The sequence below is a fragment of the Salipiger sp. 1_MG-2023 genome (genome assembly GCF_030547555.1).
Classification (GTDB): domain Bacteria; phylum Pseudomonadota; class Alphaproteobacteria; order Rhodobacterales; family Rhodobacteraceae; genus Salipiger.
The window spans coordinates 51,789-70,809 of sequence record NZ_JAUOQN010000015.1; the positions used below are offsets into that span (position 1 = coordinate 51,789).

The following is a 19,021-nucleotide window of genomic DNA, read 5'->3' on the forward strand; positions in this document are numbered from 1 at the left end:
ATGCCGTATCGGTCGGTTACATCGAAAAGCTGGTGCCGCAGCCGCAGGAACTGCTGGCATTGGGGTTTTCGATGACAAAGCGGGCGCCGATCAGCTCTTCGGTGAAATCGATGGTCGCGCCGGCCAGAAACGGCAGCGAGATCTCGTCGATCACCACGCGCTCGCTGCCATGCGACAGGATCAGATCGTCGCTGGCGGGGTCGTCCAGCTTGATCTCGTATTGAAAGCCGGAACAGCCGCCGCCTTCGACCGCAACGCGCAGGGCCTTGCCCTGCGAGGCTGCGCCGATCTCTTCGAGGCGGGCAAAGGCGCGGTCGGTTACTTTGGGAGGCAGGTTCATCAAGGGTCTCGCAGGTGTTTCACTTGGGGCGTATTGCCAATATAGGAAGGGTCGGACCGGGCGGCAACCGGGCGCAGGGCGCTTGGCCCGGAATTGGAAAGGGCTTGGCATGGAGATCTACGCATGCATTCCGCAGCAATCGCGCGGGCGGCGGGTTCCGGAAGAGGAAAGCGCCTTTCGCTCGTGCTTTCAGCGCGATCGCGACAGGATCATCCATTCCTCGGCATTCCGGCGACTCAAGCACAAGACACAGGTGTTTGTCGAGCATGAGGGCGATTTCTACCGCACCCGCCTGACCCACAGCATCGAGGTGGCGCAAGTGGCCCGCACCATGTGCGGCGCGCTGGGGCTGAACACCGATCTGACCGAGGCGGTGGCGCTGGCGCATGATCTGGGCCACACGCCCTTTGGCCACACCGGCGAGGACGCGCTGCACGCGCTGATGGCGCCCTATGGCGGCTTTGATCACAATGCGCAGGCGCTGCGCATCGTCACTTCGCTGGAATGCCATTACGCCGAATTTGACGGGCTGAACCTGACTTGGGACACGCTGGAAGGCATCGCCAAGCACAATGGCCCACTGCTGCCGCTGGCGCCGGGCAAGGCGCTGCCGGTCACGCTGGCGGAATACAACGCGCGGCACGATCTGGAACTGCACACCCATGCCAGCGCCGAAGCGCAGGTGGCGGCGCTGTCGGACGATATCGCCTACAACAACCACGATCTGCAGGACGGGCTGCGCGCCGGGCTGTTCTCCGAAGGCGAAATCGCCGAGCTGGCCCTGATCGGCCCCGCTTATGCCGAGGTCGATCGCCTCTATCCCGGCCTCGACAGCTATCGGCGTCGCCACGAGGCGCTGCGGCGGGTGTTCGGCTACATGGTGTCCGACGTGATCGACACGTCCCGCGCGCGTATCGATGCCGCCGCGCCGGACAGTGCCGATGCCATCCGCCATCTTGGCCGCCCGGTCATCGCCTTTTCCGACGAGATGTGGGCCATGCTCAGGGAAATCCGGCATTTCCTGTTCACCCGCATGTATCGCGCCCCCTCTGTGATGCAGGTGCGTGCCATGGTGACACAGGCCGTCGAAGAGCTGTTCCCGCTGTACATGGACGATCCGGCGCAGCTGCCTCAGCGCTGGCAACCCGAGATCGCCGCTTGCGCCGACAAGGCGGCGCTGGCGCGCATCGTCGCCGATTACATCGCTGGCATGACGGATCGCTACGCGCTTCAGGCGCATGCGCGGTTGACCGGAAAGGATGTGCTGCACGAGCGGCACTGATTTCGCCTCGCGGGCATGAAGCGCCCTTGCAAGGGGCGGAAAAACATGCAGCCATTGTGCCTCAAGGAGCCGGGACCAGGCTTCGGAGAAAGGCAGGGGCAGGCATGACGCGCCTATTCGGAGTGTCGGCATTCACCGGCAAGGTGGTTCTCGTGTCCGGGGCAGGGCATCCGCTGGGCCGGGCGCTGGTGCGGCGTCTCGCCAGCTTTGGGGCGATGGTTGTGGCCATCGACACCGAGGCCAAGGCGATGTACGGGCTGGCCGCCCATCGCCCCGATCGCATCGAAACCCTGCCGCTGGATCTGGCCGATCCCGAGGCTTGCCTGATCCTCGGCGAAAGCTGGGGGGTCGAGCCGCTGCATCTGGTCTATGATTTCTCGGCGCTGTCGCTGCGCAATGACAGCATCGGCAAGGTGGCCGAACGCAGCGAAGGCCTGCTGTCGTCGATCGCGCAGGGGCTTCGGGTCGGCATGGGGCGCGCCATCGTGGGGCTGCCGGGGGACGACGATGGTGCGGTGTCCGGGATGCTCGGGGCGATGGTGCGGCAGTGGAATGTGGCGCTTGCCCCGGCAAAATTGCACGGGGTGATGATCCCTCAAGCCTCAAAGCACTGGACAGCGACGCGATGCACCTCATCTGGTGATCTGATGCTGGCCCTGTCGCATCCGATCACCCGCGCCCTGTCGGGGGGCGGTGTGCTAAAGGATGCGTCATGGGCCGAGGTCACTGGAAAGGACGAGGATGGCGGTAGCTGAAACCGCGGGGCTTGGCCCCGTGCTGGGATTTGCATTGGTGGGCGCGCTTGGCGTTGGCTCGCAGTGGCTGGCGTGGCGGCTGCGGATGCCGGCCATCGTGCTGATGCTGGCCGCCGGGCTTGTGGCCGGGCCGGGCCTTGGCGTGCTTAGCCCGTCCGAGCAATTCGGCGATCTGATGCAGCCGATGCTGGCCATCGCCGTCGCGATCATCCTGTTCGAAGGTGGCATGACGCTGAACATGCGCTCGCTGTCGGATGCCGCCGTTGGCGTGCGGCGGCTGGTGTTCATCGGCGGCCCGCTGGGCTGGGCGGCGTCCAGCGCCGCGTTGCACTGGGCGGCAGGGCTCAGCTGGCAGAGCTCGGCGGTGTTCGGGGGCATCATGATCGTCACCGGCCCGACGGTCATTGCGCCGTTGCTGCGGCAGGCACGGCTGCGCAAGCGCCCCGCCGCGCTGCTGCAATGGGAGGCCATCGTCAACGATCCGGTCGGCGCGCTGGCCGCTGTGCTGGCGTTCGAAGTGGTCGTGGTGTTCGCCAATGGCGCCTCGGCGGGCGCCGCGATTGTCGAGATGCTGGTGGGCGTCGGCGCTGCAACATTGTTCGGCGTCGCGGCGGGCTGGGGGCTGGCCAAGGCCTTCCGCAATGCGCTGGTGCCGGAATACATGAAGGTGCCGGTGCTGTTCGCGCTGCTGCTGCTGGTGTTTGCGGTGTCGGATGCGATCCTGCACGAAAGCGGGCTGCTCGCGGTCACCGTCATGGGGCTGTGGATCGCCAATGCCAATCTGCCGAGCTATGTCGAGCTGCGCCGCTTCAAGGAACACGCGACGATCCTGCTGGTGTCGGGGGTGTTCATCCTGCTCGCCGCCAACATGGATCGCGCCACGCTGCTGGCGATGGACTGGCGCACGCTGGCTTTTGTGGCGTCGGTGATCCTGCTGGCGCGGCCGTTGCCGGTGCTGGCGGCGCTGGCGTTCTCGGATATCCCGTGGAAGGAACGTCTGCTTGTCGCCTTCACTGGCCCGCGCGGCGTGGTGCTGGTCGCGGTGGCGGGGCTGTTCGGAGACCTGCTGGTTCAGGTCGGGATCGAAGACGGCGCCAAGGTGACAATGCTGGCTTTTGCGCTGGTCGCGGCGACGGTGGTGCTGCATGGCTTTACCCTGACCCCGATGGCGCGCTGGCTGGGCCTGACCGCGACCGAAACGCCGGGGGTTCTGATCGTCGGTGGCTCGCGATGGTCAACGGCGCTGGGGCTGGCGTTTCGCAAGCTGGAACTGCCGGTGATGATCGCCGATCCCAACCACGCCCATCTGCGCCGCGCCCGCGATGCCGGGCTGGAAACCTTCTGGGGTGATATCCTGTCCGAAGCCGCCGAGCACAATCTTGACCTTGTGACCTATGACAAGGTGATCGCGGCGTCGGACAACGATGCCTATAATACGCTGGTCGCGACCGACCTCGCGCCGGAATTTGGCCGCGAGCACGTCTTTCAGCTCAAGCGGCTGCGGCAGTCTGCCCGCCATGCGCTGCCCGCCACGCTGGGCGGCCAGAAGATCGCCGCCGACGAGACCTATTTCGAGGCCAACGCCCGCCTCGCCGAGGGCTGGGAATTCCGTGTCACCAAGCTTTCAGAGGAATTCACGCTGGAGCAATGGCGCGCGCGCCACCCCGATGCGGTTCCGGTGGCCGATCTGGGGCCGGGCGGCACGCTGCGTCTGCTGGGCCCCGATGATAAGGTCAAATCCACCGATGGCACGCGTCTGTTGTTCTTTGGCCCCAAGCGCGAAGAGCGCAAGGATGATCGGCGCGACGAGAACGGGCAGGATACGTTGAAAGCCGCCAACCCGAAGAGCTGAAACGAGGTTAATGATCGCTTAACCTTCTGCTGATAGCCCAAGATGTGCGTTTTTTCCGGCGGGTGTTGTGTGGCCCGCCGCACATTGGAGAGGCTTGAATGTATTTTGCCCGTCTGGCCTTTGTGCTTTGCGTTGCCGCGCCGGGGGTGGCGCAATCATCAACCGTGGAGGCCGGGCCGCAGCTGCTTGATGCCGCGGGGCAGGCGCAGCTGCAAAGCTGGATCGGCCTTGGCGATCAGGGGTTCACCCGTATCTGGCGCGGTGTCGCGGGCAGCGCGAGTGCAGAGTCGTTTCATGTGGGCGTCGATGGCATGGGGCCGACGGTGTCGATCTTCCAGATCACGCTTTACGACGGCAGTTCTGCCCTGATCGGCGGGCACAGCACCATCGACTGGGGCACGGAGACCGGCTTCCACGCCGATTCCCAGGCCTTCATCTTCAATCTGACCGAGATCGAGATTCAGCGCCCTTCCGCTGCGCTGAGCGGTCTGCAGGCCGTTTACACTGATCCGGCCTATTTCTCGACCTTTGGCGGCGGGCACGATCTGTTCGCCGGCATCGGCACGCTCGGGGTGGCCGATCCGGACAGCAATATCCAGCAGGACGGGTACAGCGCCTCTTATAGCTACGATACGGCGCAGGGGCAGATCGCCATCCATGGGGATTCCGGCGGTGGCTGGGGCAATTCGGGCTATGGCTACGATGCGTGGCGGGTCGAGGCGCTCGAGGTTTACAGCTACGCCACGCCCGAGTCCGATCCGGTGCCCGCGCCGATGCCGGTGCCTTTGCCTGCGGGTCTGCCGTTGCTTCTGGCGGCGCTCATCGCCCTGCGCCTCAGGCGGTAGCGGCCTGTCCCGGTGCGCGGGCCATTTGACGTCGGGCGCACAGGTGGTACAGGTCTGCTCGACCGTTAGGAGACCAGACAGATGAACCTCTTCACCGACATTCGCGCGCTCGTGATTTCCGCGATCGAGGCGCTTCAGGCCACGGGTATGCTGCCCGGCGATCTGAACACCGCGCCCGTGACGGTGGAGCCTCCCCGAGACGCACTGCACGGCGACATGGCCACCAATGCCGCGATGGTGCTGGCCAAGCCCGCAAAGCTGAAGCCGCGCGACATTGCCGAGGCGCTGGCGGAGCAGATCGCTGCAGATCCGCGCATTACCGCCGCCGAAGTGGCCGGGCCGGGGTTTCTCAACCTGCGGCTGGCCCCTGGCGTCTGGCAGCAACTGCCCGGCGCGATCCTGTCGCAGGGCACCGGCTTTGGCCGCTCGGACATGGGGCAGGGCGCGCGCGTCAACGTCGAATTCGTCTCGGCCAACCCGACCGGCCCGATGCATGTGGGCCACACCCGCGGCGCGGTGTTTGGCGATGCGCTCGCCAGCCTGCTGGATTTTGCCGGCTATGATGTCACGCGTGAATACTACATCAACGACGGCGGGGCGCAGGTCGATGTGCTCGCACGGTCGGTCTACCTGCGCTATCTCGAAGCGCATGGGCAAGAGGTGGAATTCCCCGATGGCACCTATCCGGGTGAGTACCTGATCGCGGTTGGCGAAAAGCTCAAGGATCAGGTCGGTGACAAGTTCCTCGACACCGGCGAGCAATTCTGGCTTGAAGAGGTGCGCAACTTTGCCACCGCCGAGATGATGGAGCTGATCCGCGCCGATCTGGCGATGCTTGGCGTGCGGATGGATCATTTCTTCTCGGAGAAATCGCTCTACGGCACCGGCAAGATCGAGGCGGCCATCGCCTCGCTCGACGCCAAGGGGCTGATCTATCGCGGCGTGCTCGAACCGCCCAAGGGCAAGACTCCCGAAGACTGGGAACCGCGCGAGCAGACGCTGTTCAAATCGACCGAACATGGCGACGATGTCGACCGCCCGATCATGAAATCGGATGGCGCATGGACCTATTTCGCCCCCGACATCGCCTATCACTACGACAAGGTTCAGCGCGGCTATGACCAGCTGATCGACGTGTTCGGCGCCGATCACGGCGGCTATGTCAAGCGGATGAAGGCTGCGGTTTCGGCACTGTCCGATGGCCAGACGCCGCTGGATATCAAGCTGATCCAGCTGGTGAAGCTGTTCAAGAATGGCGAGCCGTTCAAGATGTCGAAACGCGCGGGCACCTTCGTCACCCTGCGCGATGTGGTCGAAGAGGTGGGGGCGGACGTCACGCGCTTTGTCATGCTGACGCGCAAGAACGATGCCTCGCTGGATTTCGATTTCGACAAGGCGATCGAGCAAAGCCGCGAGAACCCGGTGTTCTACGTGCAATACGCCCATGCGCGGGTGTGTTCGGTGATGCGCAAGGCGGCAGAGCAGGGCATCGACGTTTCGGATGCGGCGCTGCTGGCGGCGGATCTGTCGATCCTGACCCATGATGCCGAACTTGGCCTGATGAAGAAGCTGGCCGAATGGCCGCGTCTGGTGGAAATCGCCGCCAAGGGCCACGAGCCGCACAAGGTAGCGATCTGGCTCAACGAACTGGCCGCCGACCTGCATGGCTTGTGGAACCGCGGCCATGACGAACCGTCACTGCGGTTTCTTCAGGACGACGGCGCTACAAGCCAGAGCAAAATCGCGCTGGCGCGGGCTGTTGCGGTTGTCATTTCGGCGGGCCTTGGTATTTTGGGCGTGACCCCGGCGGAAGAAATGCGCTGAGCCACGGCAGCCGCGCCGCCCCGGGGACAGACGGCAGAGCAGACTGCCGCGGGGCGCGCCCCGCGGGGCAAGAGGCAGAGATGGCGGATTTCACCTATGACGAGGCCGCGCCGGATGAGGCGGAGGCCCCCGCAGGACGCAGGATCGCGACCCTCGCCAACTGGGCTGGGGCCGCGGTGTCGCTTGCGTTGGTGGCAGGGGTCGCTGTCTGGGGCTACAAACTGTTGATGCGCGACGTGACCGGGGTTCCGGTCGTCATGGCGATGGAAGGCCCGATGCGCATCGCCCCGGAGGATCCGGGCGGCAAGCTGGCCGAACATCAGGGGTTGGCGGTCAATGATATCGCGGGCACCGGCCTTGCCGCGCCAGTACCGGACCGGCTGATGCTGGCCCCGGTGCAGCCCGGGCTGTCTGCCGAAGACCTGCCGCAATCGGAATTGCCCGCAGCTGCGCCAAGGCCAACCCCGGTGCGCACCGAATTCGGCGCGCCGGTGCTTGCCGAATCCGCGCCGGGTTCGGCGCCCGACGCTGCGCAGGGGCCGGAGGCCCAGCCGGTGCCGCGCACCGAGGACGGCGAGGTCGACATTCTTGCGCTGGCCGACCAGATCGCCGCCGGCGCCGCACCGCTGGGCGACATGGCTGACAGCGCCGAAGACCCCGACATGCCGACCATCCCCAAGGAAGAGCCGGTGATCGTCACCGACGGCTCTGATCTGTTCCCCGAGAACGAGGACAGCTCGGATGCGATCTACAAGGCCCCGCCGCCGGGCGCGCTGGCGCGCTCGCTGCGCCCAAAGACCCGTCCCGGCGCGCTGGCCAAGGCCCCGATGGCCGAGCAGGTCGCGGCGCTGGTCGCCAGTCAGGCCTCTGCCGGGCCCAAGGATCTTGACCCCGCCACGCTGCCTGCGGGCACCCGGCTGGCGCAGCTTGGAGCCTATGACAGCCCCGAAACCGCCCGCAAGGAATGGGAGCGCTTTTCCACCCGCTTTGGCGAATTCATGCAGGGCAAGGATCGGGTGATCGAACGGGCCACCTCGGGCGGGCGGGTGTTCTACCGCCTGCGCGCCGCTGGCTTCGCAGACCTGTCCGACGCCCGCCGCTTCTGCGCCGCACTGGTGGCCGAGAACACCGATTGCATTCCGGTGACCACGCGGTGACCACCCGTTTTGGAGCCACCATCCTTGCCCCCGAAGGGTTGACGCTGAGCGATCGCGAGCGCCGGTTCTTTGCCGATGCCAACCCCTATGGCTTCATCCTGTTCGCACGCAATCTTGCCGAGCCGGATCAGATTCGCGCGCTCACGGCTGATCTGCGCAGTGTCGTGGGCCGCCGCGCGCCGGTGTTTATCGATCAGGAGGGCGGGCGCGTGCAGCGCCTGCGCCCGCCGCTGGCTTGCGACTGGCTGCCGCCGCTTGATGACGTGATGCGCTTTGGCGCCCATGCGCCGCAGGCGATGCGGCTGCGCTATCGCATCATCGCCGCCGAGCTGCTGAGCTATGGCATCGACGGCAACTGCGCCCCGATGCTGGATGTCGCCCGCCCGCAGACCCATCCGTTTCTGCGCAACCGCTGCTATGGCGAGAGTGCTGCCGCCGTGACAGACATCGGCCTTGCCGTGGCGCAGGGCCTGCTTGAGGGCGGCGTGCTGCCGGTGATCAAGCATCTGCCGGGCCATGGGCTTGCGCAGCTGGACAGCCACAAGGATCTGCCGCGCATCGACGCCCCGCGCGCCGAGCTGGACGCGGTGGATTTCGCAGCCTTCCGACCGTTTCACCACATGCCGCTGGGCATGACGGCGCATCTGCTGTTCGAAGGGCTGAACACCCAGCCCGCGACGATTGATCCCTCAATGATCCGCTTGATCCGGCAGGACATCGGCTTTACCGGCTTCCTGATGACGGATGATATCTCGATGCAGGCGCTCTCGGGCACGGTGGCGACGCGCGGCGAGGCGGCGCTGGCCGCAGGCTGCGATTGCGTGCTGCATTGCAACGGCGATTTCGCCGAAATGGTGGCGCTTGCCGACCGCGCCGGGGTGATGAGCGGCGCCGCGCAGAGCCGCGCCGAGGCGGCGCTGGCCGCCCGCACCGTGCCGGCCGAGATTGACATCGCGGCCCTGTTGGCCGAGCGTGAGGCCCTGCTCTCCGGGCGCCTCTGATGGAAGAAGATGATCTCGATCCTCTGGACCAGACGCTCAGCGTCGCTGACCGGCTTGCCGCCGAGGCGCTGATCGTCGACGTCGATGGCTTCGAAGGGCCGCTCGACCTGCTGCTGTCGCTGTCGCGTTCGCAAAAGGTCGATCTGCGCAAGATCTCGGTGCTGGACCTGGCGCGCCAGTATCTGGGCTTTGTCGAGAAAGCCAAGGCGCTGCGCATCGAACTGGCCGCCGATTACCTCGTGATGGCGGCGTGGCTGGCCTATCTGAAATCGCGGCTGCTGCTGCCCCCTGATCCCACCGAAGACGGCCCCTCGGGCGAGGAACTTGCCGCGCATCTGGCCTTTCAGCTCGAACGCCTGCAAGCGATGCGCGACGTCGCTGCGCGGCTGATGGGGCGCGACCGGCTGGGCCGCGATTTCTTTGCGCGCGGCGAGATTCAGACCGTCGAGCGGGTGCGCAAGGTGCGCTACAGCGCGACGCTGCTCGACTTGATGCAGGGCTACGCGCGGCTGCGCACCAAGGATCAATTCCGCCCCTTCGTGATGGATCGCGACAGCGTCTACACCATGGAAGAAGCGCTTGGCCGGATGCGCGGGCTGCTCGGCTTTGCCGGTCACTGGACAGATATCGCCTCGTGGCTGCCCGATGGCTGGGACGACGATCCGGTGAAATGGCGCTCGGCCACGGCGGCGACCTTTGCGGCCTCGCTTGAACTGGTCAAGGAAGGCCAGGCCGAGATCCGGCAATCGGAAACCTTCGCGCCGATACAGCTGCGCAAACTGGATGGACGGGAATGAGCGACAACGACAGCCTTTTCGAGGCGCCGCCCATGGAAGATCAGGAACGCATGGTCGAGGCGGTGCTGTTTGCCACCGCCGAGCCGATCACCGTGCGCGAGCTGGAACAGCGCCTGCCGCATGGCTGCGATCCGGCCGAGGCGCTGGTGCATCTGCGTGCCCGCTATGAGGGGCGCGGCGTGCGAATCGTGCGCATCGGCGATGCCTGGGCGATGCGCACCGCGCCCGATCTTGGCTGGCTGATGCAGAAGGAAACCATCGAGACCCGCAAGCTGTCGCGCGCCGCCATCGAGACGCTGGCGATCATCGCTTATCATCAGCCCATCACCCGTGCCGAGATCGAAGAGATCCGCGGCGTCTCGGTCTCGCGTGGCACCGTGGACCAGCTGCTCGAGATGGAATGGATCCGGTTTGGCCGTCGCAAGATGACGCCGGGGCGGCCGGTAACCTTCGTGGTGACGCAGGATTTTCTGGATCACTTCGGCCTTGAAACCGCGCGAGACTTGCCGGGCGTGCAGGAGTTGCGCGCTGCGGGGCTGCTGGAAAGTCGCCCGGCGCTGGGGATTCTGGACGCTAGCAGCGCCAAGGACGATGCACCGGAAGACGATGCAGCGGAAGACGAGGCTCCGGGGCAGACCGAGCTGTTCGAGGACTGAGCATCAAGGCCGGGTCGGTAGCGGCATCCCGTCTACGGTCCGGCAGAGCAGTCGTCAGCTGCGAAAGTGCTTTGACAGCTTCAGACCCTGACCCTGATAGTTCGACGCGATCCCGGCGCCATAAAGCTGGGTCGGAAGCGTATCCATGCGCTCATAGACCAGCCGCCCGACGACCTGCCCATGTTCCAGCACAAAGGGGGCTTCGTGGCAGCGCACCTCGAGCACCCCGCGCGAGCCGGTCCCACCCGCCCCGGCATGACCGAAGCCGGGGTCGAAAAAGCCGGCGTAATGCACCCGGAACTCGCCGACCATCGCAAGGTAGGGGGCCATCTCGGCGGCATAGGCTGGGGGAATATGCACCGCCTCGCGGCTGACAAGAATGTAGAACGCATCCGGGTCGAGGATCAGCTGCCCCTTGGCCGATTGCAGCGGGTCCCAGAACTCGGCGGGGTCGTAATGGTTGATGCGGTCAAGGTCGATCACGCCGGTGTGCGGCTTGGCCCGCCAGCCTACAAGGCCGCCGTCGCTCGGGCGCAGATCGACCGAGAATCCCAGCCCGTGGTCGATCACCGCCGGGCCACCCGTGACCAGGGTTTCGGCCTCGTGCAGGGCCACGAGTTCGGGATCGCTGAGCACCGACTGGCCTTGGCGAAAGCGGATCTGGTTCAGCCGCATCCCGGTGCGCGCCAGAACCGAAAAGCTGCGCGGGCAGATCTCGGCGTAGAGTGGGCCGGTGTAGCCGCCCGCCACCCGGTCGAATTCGGTGCCGCCATCGGTGATGGTGCGGGTCAGCAGATCGAGCCGCCCGGTCGAGCTCTTGGCATTGGCGACGGCGGTCATGCCCTGCGGCAGCGCCAGCGATTCCATCAGCGGAACCACGTAGACGCAGCCCTTTTCAAGCACGGCGCCCTGTGTGAGGTCGACCCGGTGCATTTCGAATTCCTCGACCCGGTCCGCCACGCGGCGCCCGGCACCGGCAAGGAACGAGGCCCGCACGCGGATTGCCTCGGTCCCCAGCCGCAAGTCGAGGCTGGCGGGCTGGATCTGCCCGGCAACAGGGGGGGCAGCGCACCGGATCTGTCCGGCGGCGATAAGCTCTTCGATCTGCTGGCTGGCCAGAACGCCTGTCATGCCCGTCTCCTGTGGTTCGGCCGTGCTTAGCAAGGGTTGGCTGAAATGGAAACTGGCGAAAACAAAGCACAACGCCCGGTGCAAGCACCGGGCGTTCGTACAAGTCGCTTAGACGTATTTGGTCGGGCTAGCAGGACTCGAACCTGCGACCTTCCGTCCCCCAGACGGACGCGCTACCAGGCTGCGCTATAGCCCGACTTGTGCGCCGTTTCATACTGGTTTTCCCAGCGGGGGCAACCCCCGATCGCAAGGTTTTTCGCTGTGGAGCCGGATCATTTGCGCGGGCCCTGATCCGGCGCGTCCAGCAAGGCGCGCAGCGCTGCAAGCTGCGGCGCGAGCCGGGCGCTTTGTTCGGGTGACAGCCGGTCAATCCCGGCAAGATGCGCCAGCAGGCCGGGCGCAGCAGGCGCGGCGTCTTCCTGTGCCGGGATTGGCGGAATGATCGGGGAGGGCGTATGTGAGTCGGCCGGGCTGTCTTCGATGGGCTCGGCAGGCTCGACAGAGGCCGTCAGCGGGGCGTCATCGAGGGGCGCGTCATCAAGGGGCGCGAGGCCTGCATCAGACGCCACTGATTGTGCCTCCTGCGCATGGCTGAACGTGTCTGGCCCTCCTTCGATGCCAGCGGTGTCACCTGTGGCCGCATCGTCCTCTTCAGCGAGGACCGGGCCATCGTTGATCGGCTGTTCAAGGGCATCAGGCTCGGCAACCGACGCTTCCGTGGCGGTTTCTGCCTCGTGCTCGTCGCCGGGGGCTTCGAGCATGGTCTTCGGGTCCGAATCCGGCGCTTGCGGCGTGTCGTCTTCGCAAGCGGCCTCTGGGCCGATGTCCTGTTCATCAAGCGCTTCCGGCTCGGGAGGGGGCGAGGCAGGGGGGGCTTTGGTGCTGTCGTCTTCGGCAAGGTCAGCCAGCGCGGTTTCGGCCTCGCCCGGCATTTCAGCGCTGCCCTGCGGCTCTGGCGCGATGTCCGGCTGGCCGCGCACCATCTCTGGCGGCTCTGCGCTGTCCTCGGGCGGTTTCGACTCGACCACGGTATCGTCGTTGGCCCGGTCCTCAAGCGATTGCGTCACGAAATCGGGCAGATCGGACGAGGCTGATCCGGGCGAGGGTATCTCGGTCTGGTCATCGCCATGCGAGGCCTTTGCCGACTCGTCGTCGACAGGAGCGAAGGGCAGAACCGTCGCTGTTTCGGCGAGAACTTCGGTATAGGGCGCGTCTTCGACGTAATCCGCCTCATCCGCGTCGTCGATCGGCAGCGGAACAAGGGTCGACACATGCTTGACGCCCTGTTCGCGCAGCACCTTCTGCACGCCCTTGATGGTCAGCCCATCCTCGTGCAGCAGCTTGCGGATGCCGCCGATCAGCGCAATATCGCCGGGGCGGTAATAGCGCCGCCCGCCGGCCCGCTTGACCGGCTTCACCTGGGTGAACTTGCTTTCCCAGAAGCGCAGCACATGCGCAGGAGTGTCCAGCAACTCCGCAACCTCGGAGATGGTGCGGAAAGCGTCGCGGGACTTGTTCATGTCTTCTGGTCCTTAATGCTGCGCACGGGGCCGGGCGGATCAGCCCTTGTTGCCCGAGGCCACGCGGTCCTTCATCAGATGCGAAGGGCGGAAGGTCAGCACCCGGCGCGGCTGGATCGGCACCTCTTCGCCGGTCTTCGGGTTGCGCCCGACTCGCGCCGCCTTTTCGCGCACCGAAAAAGTGCCAAAGGACGAAATCTTGACCTGTTCGCCGCTCACCAGAGCGTCGGACATTTGTTGAAGCACAGCTTCGACCAATTCAGCGCTTTCATTGCGCGACAATCCAACCTCACGGAACACCGCTTCACTCAGATCCATACGTGTCAGGGTCTTTTCACTCATAAAAAATCCTCCCGGAGTTACACGCAGCATAGGCGTGGGAAAATTTCCAAGTCAATGACAGTGGCTTACTTAAGGCCTGCGGCACCCGGAAAAACCGAAGCGTTCTACCAGCGGATGACCACTGCGCCCCATGCAAGCCCGCCGCCAATGGCTTCGGTGACCAGAAGGTCGCCCTTCTTGATCTGGCCGTTCTGCACGCCGACCGACAGGGCAAGCGGGATGGAGGCCGCCGAGGTGTTGCCGTGATCCTGCACGGTGACCACCACTTTTTCCATCGGCAGGCCAAGTTTCTTGGCGGTGCCCTGAATGATGCGGATGTTGGCCTGATGCGGCACGACCCAGTCGACTTCGGCTGCGGTGACGCCCGCCTTTTCCATGGCGGATTCTGCCGAGGCCGCCAGTTTGGCGACCGCGTGGCGGAAGACTTCCTTGCCCTCCATCCGCAGGTAACCGATGGAATTGGTCGACACGCCGCCATCGACGTAAAGAAGATCGCGGAAACGGCCATCCGAATTGAGATCGACCGACAGCACGCCCCGGTCCTGTGGGGTGCCCTCGCCATCGCCCGCCTCGAGGATCAGCGCCCCAGCGCCGTCGCCGAACAGCACCGCGGTGCTGCGATCGCTCCAGTCGATGATGCGCGAAAAGGTCTCGGCCCCGATGATCATCACCCGGCGCGCGGTGCCCGACGCGATCAGCGCATTGGCATTGGCCAGCGCATAGACAAACCCGGCGCAGACCGCCTGCACGTCGAAGGCAAAGCCGGTTTCCATGCCGATGCGCGCCTGAACCATGGTCGCGGCGGAGGGGAAGGTCAGATCGGGGGTCGAGGTCGCGACGATGAGCGCGTCCAGATCGCCTGCCGTCAGCCCGGCATCGGCCAGCGCATTGCGCGCGGCATGGGCAGCGATTTCCGAGGTTGTCTCGCCTTCGGCGACAATGTGGCGGCGTTCGATCCCGGACCGGGTGCGAATCCACTCATCAGAGGTATCGAGCGATTGTTCCAGTTCCGAATTGGGAACAACACGTTTCGGCAGATAGTGCCCGATCCCCGCCACCTGCGCACGTATCGTCATGAATTCGTACCGTCTTTCTTGTCAGTCAGCTGCGCGGCAGAATCTGCTGCTGCGGCCGTTTCGGCAGTGCTCGCGGCAGAGGCGATGCGGGCTGCCAGCCTGTCGCCAAAGCCCGATTGCGCCAGATCGTACGCCAGTTCTACTGCCGCCGCCACACCTGTCGCATCGGCAGCGCCATGGCTTTTCACCACTGTGCCGTTGAGCCCCAGAAAAACGCCGCCGTTCTTGCGGCGCGGATCGATTCGCACCTGAAGCCGCTTGAGCGAGGTCAGCGCCAGAAGCGCCGCGACGCGGGAGAGGGGCGAATAGGCAAAGGCCTCGCGCAGGAACTGGCCGATCAGAGAGGCGGTGCCCTCGCCGGTCTTGAGCGCGATATTGCCGGTGAAACCGTCGGTCACGATAACGTCACAGCGGCTGCCGGAAATGTCGCCGCCCTCGGCGAAACCGACGAATTCAAAGCCGTTGGCCTCGGCCTGCGCCGAGATCATCTCATGCGCCTGCTTGAGCTCGGCGCGGCCCTTGTGTTCTTCGGTGCCGACATTCAGGAGGCCAACGCGGGGCTTGTCCAGAGACAGGCCGTTGCGGGCGTAAGACACCCCCATCAGCGCGTATTTCAGCAAATCGTCCGCATCGGCGCGGATGTCGGCGCCAACGTCGAGCATGACATTGAACCCCTGCGGATTGCGCGAGGGCCAGAGCACGGCGATGGCAGGGCGGTTGACGCCCGGCAGCTTGCGCAGACGCACCATCGAAAGCAGCATCAGCGCGCCGGTGTTGCCGCAAGACACGGCCACGGCGGCCGTGCCGTCGCGCACCGCTTCGAGCGTCGACCACATCGACGTGTTCTGGCCGTTGCGCATCACCGAACTTGGCTTGTCGGTCATCGACACGACGCCCGAGGCATCGCGGATTTCGACGCGTTTTGTCAGGCCACGCTTCGCGACGAGCGCTTCAAGCTCGCTCGCGGGGCCGTGCAGGATGAACCGTGCCTGCTTGTTGCGCTTTGCAAACAAGGCGAGACCGGCAACGATGGTTGCCGGCCCACGGTCGCCGCCCATGGCGTCGATGGAGAGGACCAAGGGCCCGGCAGCCTGCTTTTTGTCCGAAACGGAGGTCATGCGGCGCTAGCCCTGGATCTTTATCAGGCTGCGTCTTCGTCCAGCTCGATGTCATCGGCGGACGCGATGACTTCACGGTCGGCATAGTGACCGCAGGACGGGCACACATGGTGCGGGCGCTTCAGCTCGCCGCAGTTGGTGCACTCGTTCGGGTTGCCGGCGACAAGAGCGTCATGTGCACGACGGTTGTTGCGGCGCGATTTGGATACTTTGTTCTGTTGGACGGCCATGTCTCAACCTTTTCGCGTTCTAGGGGGCAAAGGATTTGCCCGGTTCCGTTCGGGCGTGCCCGGCCTCATAATCTCAAGGCAGGGGCCGTGGCAACCCGGAATTCCGATGAAGGCGCGAAAATAGGGATTTCGCATCGAAACGCAAGACTGAATTGCGGCTCAGACCGGGCCCGAGCCGCTTTCGCCGCCCTCCGGGTCTTGGTCAAGCTTCGATTTCAGCCCTTCGAGGGCGGCAAAGGGATTCGGTCGTTTCTCGTCCGGCTCGGGGGCGGCGGCCTCGTCGAGCGCCTCGGCCACTTGGCTTGCGCCCTCGGCATGGGGGTATTGCGGCAAGGCCAGCGCCAGGGCCTCGCTCAGCACGGCGCGCAGGTCGATCACGTCGGGCAGCGGGTCGATGTCCTCGTCCGAAATCTCGATCTCCGAACCTTCGCCGGGATGGGACAGCGCGGATTCGGGCCGCCAGATCCGCGTCACCGGCTCATCGATGCGGGTGGTCACCGGGGCAAGCGTCACGACACAGGGCTGGGTCACCGTGGCGCCCAGCACCGCGTCGAGCCGCCAGGCATCGCGGCCTTCGGGAATCAGCGCGCCGGACAGGCGCAGCTTGCGCAACGACAGCAGGTCAAGTTCGGCTGCAACGGCGCTGCGCACGGATTCGTCAGGGCGCAGATCGAAGGCGGTCGGGCTGCCTGTTCGCAGGCTTGCGACGCGCAACCGCATCGGCGTGGGGGTCGTGCTGGTCATCGGCGGCCTTTCCTTTGCTTGAACGGCTTGGCTCGGTTATGTAATCGGGGATAGAACCCCCGCAAGGGGCAAGTAGATAGACAGAGGGCAGGACGCAGTCCATGGCGAATACCAGAAGATTGGCGACGGTGATCATCGCCGCCGCGTTCAGCCTTGCAGCCTGCACCGCGCAGTACAGCAGTCATGGCTATGCTCCGGCGGAGGCGGATCTGCAACAGATCGTGCCCGGCGTGGACACTCGCGCCACGGTCGAAGAGGTCATTGGCGTGCCCACCACGTCGGGTGTACTGAACGAGGGTGGCTTTTACTACATCTCGTCCGAGATCCGCACCTTTGGCTGGAAAGCCCCCGAAGAGGTCAACCGCGAGGTCGTCGCGGTGACCTTCGATAGCGCGGGCGTGGTCGAAAACATCACCCGCTACGGGCTGGAAGATGGCAATGTGGTGCCGCTGTCGCGGCGCATCACCCGCACGTCGGACGGCGAGGTCAGCTTTATCCGCAAGCTCTTTGGCAACATCGGCGGGCTGAATCTTGGCGGGCTGACGAGCGACGGGCTCTAGGGCGGCCCGGCATGTCGCCCCCCCTGCATGGCGATACCGCCGAGGGCGCGACCCTGTTGCAACGGGGTCGGTTGCGGGTGCGCCACGCGCAGGGCGCGGCGGATCTGGCCGCGGCGCAGGCGCTGCGGGGGATCGCCTTTCATGGCGGCGGCGCCGATATCGACCCGATGGACCCGGTCTGTCGGCATGTGCTGGTCGAGGCCAGCACTGGCGGCGCGCCGCTGGCCTGTTTCCGCTACCTGTGGCTGACGCGCGGCGCCGAGATCGAGCGCAGCTATTCGGCGCAATATTACGACCTTGGGCGGCTGGCGGGGTTCGACGCGCCGCTGCTTGAACTTGGGCGATTCTGCATCCGGCCCGGCGCGAGCGATCCGGATATCCTGCGCCTGTCATGGGCGGCGATCACCGCGCTGGTGGATCGGGGCGGGGCAGGGATGCTGTTTGGCTGCGCAAGCTTTCACGGCACCGACCCCACGCCGCTTGCACCGGCCTTGTCCTACCTTGCCGGGCATGTCGCGCCCGAGCGCTGGCAGGTCGGGCGCAAGGCACCCGAGACCGTGGCGTTCGAGTCCTGCGCCGCGCCGCGCGACGGGCTGAAGCTGGTGCCGCCCCTGCTACGTACTTACCTGTCGATGGGGGGCTGGGTCAGCGATCACGCGGTCGTCGATCGTGCCATGGGCACGCTGCACGTGTTCACCGGGGTCGAGGTCGCAGCGATTCCGCCCGCCCGTGCCCGCGCGCTAAGAGCGCTCGCCGGTTAGCCAACCGCCCTTATCGCTTCCAGCCGTCGGCGAAAGCGTGGGGCTTCGAGCCGGTTCAAGACATTCTCGCACAGCCTTTCAGCCATCGCGGTGCGCCCGGATTTCTCAAGCTTTGCCAGAAGCTTGCGAAGGTATGGTAAATGATCGCGCCGCGCCCGCATCATCCGGGCAAAGCTGAGGGTGGTGAGGCTGTCATCAGCCACCGCCTTGAGCAGCGGCACCAGCAGCCCCAGTTCGATCAGATCGCCCTGCAACGCGCCGCCCATAAACGGCAGCCGGTAGCGCGTCACGCCCTTGCATTCGAACAGCGCCGAATGCATCGCATCGAGCCGTTCGCGCGGGTCGTACAGCACAAAGGCCTTTTCGCAGGCGTCCAGCATGTCGGGCGCATAGCCAAAGCGCGAGGTGAAATCCACCCGGCGCGATTCGGCAAACCGCTCGTCCCATTCGGTGACGCGGGGGTCAAGCGTGGCCTGAGGTTGCAGCATCAGCACCCGCGCGCCGGGCGAGGTCACCGAATAGGCCGCCGCCGCATAGCCGCAGGGGCCGGCACCGTAAAAGATCACCTGCTCGAATTCGTCGAAAAACCCGTCGTCGAGCAACTGGTCGAAGAACTCGAACACCCGCTGATCGCGAAACCACGTGTCGCGCGCCGAGATCAGCGCCAGCGAGGACCAGCCCTCAGTCTGCGCCAGCTCCCAGCCAAGGGGGGTGGCGTTGTCGGACAGGGCCTCGATGCCGGGAAGCGATTCGAAACTGACCAGAAGCGTATGCCCACGTTCGACAAACACGCCGTGATGCCGCCGCCCCAAAGGTTCGGAGAAGCCTTCGGCGTCGCCAATGCTCGCGATCTGAGAAATCCACTGCCCCCGGCGAAGTCCGCTCAGGTCGATCGTTGAAAGATCTGTCTGGTCCTGCATGATTGCCTGCCGATCCGGCGCTGTTTTCCGCCTGCCACTTGTCACAATGTGCGCCCGAATTGGCCACATCTTTCGCTGGTCTTGGAAACAATGCCCCCGGTATTGGGCGA

The 19,021-nt window shown here is 65.4% G+C and carries 20 protein-coding genes and 1 tRNA gene; 11 read left to right on the top strand and 10 right to left on the bottom strand.

The genetic code is table 11. The annotated features are described in order from the left end of the window. Positions 1 to 16 precede the first annotated feature (16 nt). Entirely contained in the window at positions 17 to 340 is a 324-nt protein-coding gene (locus Q4543_RS09555) for an iron-sulfur cluster assembly accessory protein (RefSeq protein WP_216005885.1), read from the bottom strand. Between the two features lie 109 nt (positions 341 to 449). Here Q4543_RS09555 and Q4543_RS09560 point away from each other — a divergent pair, with 109 nt between their 5' ends. The 9 genes from Q4543_RS09560 to scpB all read left to right on the top strand — a co-directional run bounded on the left by Q4543_RS09560 (position 450) and on the right by scpB (position 10,509). Beyond that, on the top strand, positions 450 to 1,622 hold the full coding sequence (locus tag Q4543_RS09560; RefSeq protein WP_303437684.1) for a deoxyguanosinetriphosphate triphosphohydrolase: 1,173 nt from the start codon (positions 450 to 452) through the stop codon (positions 1,620 to 1,622). Positions 1,623 to 1,726: 104 nt separating this feature from the next. Next, the gene (locus Q4543_RS09565) at positions 1,727 to 2,377 is read left to right on the top strand and encodes a hypothetical protein (RefSeq protein ID WP_303437685.1); all 651 of its coding nucleotides are present in this window, start codon (positions 1,727 to 1,729) and stop codon (positions 2,375 to 2,377) included. After that, the gene (locus Q4543_RS09570; RefSeq protein ID WP_303437687.1) at positions 2,364 to 4,229 is read left to right on the top strand and encodes a sodium:proton antiporter; all 1,866 of its coding nucleotides are present in this window, start codon (positions 2,364 to 2,366) and stop codon (positions 4,227 to 4,229) included. The genes Q4543_RS09565 and Q4543_RS09570 overlap by 14 nt, the downstream gene beginning before the upstream one ends. 98 nt (positions 4,230 to 4,327) lie before the next feature. Continuing rightward, the gene (locus Q4543_RS09575) at positions 4,328 to 5,074 is read left to right on the top strand and encodes a PEP_CTERM-anchored TLD domain-containing protein (protein WP_303437689.1); all 747 of its coding nucleotides are present in this window, start codon (positions 4,328 to 4,330) and stop codon (positions 5,072 to 5,074) included. An 81-nt stretch (positions 5,075 to 5,155) separates the two neighbouring features. Then, the gene (gene argS, locus Q4543_RS09580; RefSeq protein ID WP_303437691.1) at positions 5,156 to 6,898 is read left to right on the top strand and encodes an arginine--tRNA ligase; all 1,743 of its coding nucleotides are present in this window, start codon (positions 5,156 to 5,158) and stop codon (positions 6,896 to 6,898) included. Positions 6,899 to 6,978: 80 nt separating this feature from the next. After that, positions 6,979 to 8,055, top strand: coding sequence for an SPOR domain-containing protein (locus Q4543_RS09585; RefSeq protein WP_303437692.1), 1,077 nt, complete (start codon positions 6,979 to 6,981; stop codon positions 8,053 to 8,055). After that, a complete protein-coding gene (locus tag Q4543_RS09590; RefSeq protein ID WP_303437693.1) occupies positions 8,052 to 9,056 on the top strand; it encodes a glycoside hydrolase family 3 N-terminal domain-containing protein in 1,005 nt (334 codons plus the stop codon). The genes Q4543_RS09585 and Q4543_RS09590 overlap by 4 nt, the downstream gene beginning before the upstream one ends. Further along, positions 9,056 to 9,853, top strand: a complete 798-nt coding sequence (locus Q4543_RS09595) for a ScpA family protein (protein WP_303437694.1) — start codon at positions 9,056 to 9,058, stop codon at positions 9,851 to 9,853. The genes Q4543_RS09590 and Q4543_RS09595 overlap by 1 nt, the downstream gene beginning before the upstream one ends. Beyond that, positions 9,850 to 10,509 carry an SMC-Scp complex subunit ScpB gene (scpB, locus tag Q4543_RS09600; protein WP_216005876.1) on the top strand — a complete coding sequence of 220 codons (660 nt, stop codon included), beginning with the start codon at positions 9,850 to 9,852 and terminating at the stop codon, positions 10,507 to 10,509. Before Q4543_RS09595 ends, scpB begins: the two co-directional genes overlap by 4 nt. Before the next feature lie 54 nt (positions 10,510 to 10,563). On the opposite strand, the gene Q4543_RS09605 is transcribed toward scpB, so the two are convergent. The 8 genes from Q4543_RS09605 to Q4543_RS09640 all read right to left on the bottom strand — a co-directional run bounded on the left by Q4543_RS09605 (position 10,564) and on the right by Q4543_RS09640 (position 16,670). Next, on the bottom strand, positions 10,564 to 11,640 hold the full coding sequence (locus tag Q4543_RS09605) for a 2'-deoxycytidine 5'-triphosphate deaminase (RefSeq protein ID WP_303437695.1): 1,077 nt from the start codon (positions 11,638 to 11,640) through the stop codon (positions 10,564 to 10,566). A gap of 119 nt (positions 11,641 to 11,759) precedes the next feature. Then, positions 11,760 to 11,836, bottom strand: a tRNA-Pro gene (locus Q4543_RS09610). 76 nt (positions 11,837 to 11,912) lie between these two features. Continuing rightward, on the bottom strand, positions 11,913 to 13,160 hold the full coding sequence (locus Q4543_RS09615; RefSeq protein WP_303437696.1) for a MerR family transcriptional regulator: 1,248 nt from the start codon (positions 13,158 to 13,160) through the stop codon (positions 11,913 to 11,915). 39 nt (positions 13,161 to 13,199) lie between these two features. Next, the gene (ihfA, locus tag Q4543_RS09620) at positions 13,200 to 13,502 is read right to left on the bottom strand and encodes an integration host factor subunit alpha (protein ID WP_216005874.1); all 303 of its coding nucleotides are present in this window, start codon (positions 13,500 to 13,502) and stop codon (positions 13,200 to 13,202) included. 104 nt (positions 13,503 to 13,606) lie between these two features. Next, positions 13,607 to 14,578 carry a beta-ketoacyl-ACP synthase III gene (locus Q4543_RS09625; RefSeq protein WP_303437697.1) on the bottom strand — a complete coding sequence of 324 codons (972 nt, stop codon included), beginning with the start codon at positions 14,576 to 14,578 and terminating at the stop codon, positions 13,607 to 13,609. Then, a complete protein-coding gene (gene plsX, locus Q4543_RS09630) occupies positions 14,575 to 15,696 on the bottom strand; it encodes a phosphate acyltransferase PlsX (RefSeq protein WP_216005872.1) in 1,122 nt (373 codons plus the stop codon). Before plsX ends, Q4543_RS09625 begins: the two co-directional genes overlap by 4 nt. 23 nt (positions 15,697 to 15,719) lie before the next feature. Beyond that, positions 15,720 to 15,926: a 50S ribosomal protein L32 gene (gene rpmF / locus Q4543_RS09635; RefSeq protein WP_216005871.1), complete on the bottom strand. Its 207-nt coding sequence runs from the start codon at positions 15,924 to 15,926 to the stop codon at positions 15,720 to 15,722. Between the two features lie 159 nt (positions 15,927 to 16,085). Beyond that, entirely contained in the window at positions 16,086 to 16,670 is a 585-nt protein-coding gene (locus Q4543_RS09640; RefSeq protein WP_303437698.1) for a DUF177 domain-containing protein, read from the bottom strand. A 101-nt stretch (positions 16,671 to 16,771) separates the two neighbouring features. On the opposite strand from Q4543_RS09640, the gene Q4543_RS09645 reads away from it, so the two are divergent. Next, positions 16,772 to 17,230, top strand: a complete 459-nt coding sequence (locus Q4543_RS09645; protein ID WP_216005869.1) for an outer membrane protein assembly factor BamE — start codon at positions 16,772 to 16,774, stop codon at positions 17,228 to 17,230. Between the two features lie 11 nt (positions 17,231 to 17,241). Next, on the top strand, positions 17,242 to 17,991 hold the full coding sequence (locus Q4543_RS09650; RefSeq protein WP_303437699.1) for a GNAT family N-acetyltransferase: 750 nt from the start codon (positions 17,242 to 17,244) through the stop codon (positions 17,989 to 17,991). Here Q4543_RS09650 and Q4543_RS09655 read toward each other — a convergent pair. Next, the gene (locus Q4543_RS09655) at positions 17,988 to 18,911 is read right to left on the bottom strand and encodes a phosphoadenosine phosphosulfate reductase (protein WP_303437700.1); all 924 of its coding nucleotides are present in this window, start codon (positions 18,909 to 18,911) and stop codon (positions 17,988 to 17,990) included. The two genes, Q4543_RS09650 and Q4543_RS09655, sit on opposite strands and share 4 nt — an antisense overlap. Positions 18,912 to 19,021: the final 110 nt, after the last annotated feature.

Coding starts and splice junctions, on each gene's coding strand:
- Q4543_RS09555 (WP_216005885.1), bottom strand. CDS start 340: ATGAACCTGCCTCCCAAAGTAACCGACCGCGCCTTTGCCCGCCTCGAA.
- Q4543_RS09560 (WP_303437684.1), top strand. CDS start 450: ATGGAGATCTACGCATGCATTCCGCAGCAATCGCGCGGGCGGCGGGTT.
- Q4543_RS09565 (WP_303437685.1), top strand. CDS start 1,727: ATGACGCGCCTATTCGGAGTGTCGGCATTCACCGGCAAGGTGGTTCTC.
- Q4543_RS09570 (WP_303437687.1), top strand. CDS start 2,364: ATGGCGGTAGCTGAAACCGCGGGGCTTGGCCCCGTGCTGGGATTTGCA.
- Q4543_RS09575 (WP_303437689.1), top strand. CDS start 4,328: ATGTATTTTGCCCGTCTGGCCTTTGTGCTTTGCGTTGCCGCGCCGGGG.
- argS (WP_303437691.1), top strand. CDS start 5,156: ATGAACCTCTTCACCGACATTCGCGCGCTCGTGATTTCCGCGATCGAG.
- Q4543_RS09585 (WP_303437692.1), top strand. CDS start 6,979: ATGGCGGATTTCACCTATGACGAGGCCGCGCCGGATGAGGCGGAGGCC.
- Q4543_RS09595 (WP_303437694.1), top strand. CDS start 9,056: ATGGAAGAAGATGATCTCGATCCTCTGGACCAGACGCTCAGCGTCGCT.
- scpB (WP_216005876.1), top strand. CDS start 9,850: ATGAGCGACAACGACAGCCTTTTCGAGGCGCCGCCCATGGAAGATCAG.
- Q4543_RS09605 (WP_303437695.1), bottom strand. CDS start 11,640: ATGACAGGCGTTCTGGCCAGCCAGCAGATCGAAGAGCTTATCGCCGCC.
- Q4543_RS09615 (WP_303437696.1), bottom strand. CDS start 13,160: ATGAACAAGTCCCGCGACGCTTTCCGCACCATCTCCGAGGTTGCGGAG.
- ihfA (WP_216005874.1), bottom strand. CDS start 13,502: ATGAGTGAAAAGACCCTGACACGTATGGATCTGAGTGAAGCGGTGTTC.
- Q4543_RS09625 (WP_303437697.1), bottom strand. CDS start 14,578: ATGACGATACGTGCGCAGGTGGCGGGGATCGGGCACTATCTGCCGAAA.
- plsX (WP_216005872.1), bottom strand. CDS start 15,696: ATGACCTCCGTTTCGGACAAAAAGCAGGCTGCCGGGCCCTTGGTCCTC.
- rpmF (WP_216005871.1), bottom strand. CDS start 15,926: ATGGCCGTCCAACAGAACAAAGTATCCAAATCGCGCCGCAACAACCGT.
- Q4543_RS09640 (WP_303437698.1), bottom strand. CDS start 16,670: ATGACCAGCACGACCCCCACGCCGATGCGGTTGCGCGTCGCAAGCCTG.
- Q4543_RS09645 (WP_216005869.1), top strand. CDS start 16,772: ATGGCGAATACCAGAAGATTGGCGACGGTGATCATCGCCGCCGCGTTC.
- Q4543_RS09650 (WP_303437699.1), top strand. CDS start 17,242: ATGTCGCCCCCCCTGCATGGCGATACCGCCGAGGGCGCGACCCTGTTG.
- Q4543_RS09655 (WP_303437700.1), bottom strand. CDS start 18,911: ATGCAGGACCAGACAGATCTTTCAACGATCGACCTGAGCGGACTTCGC.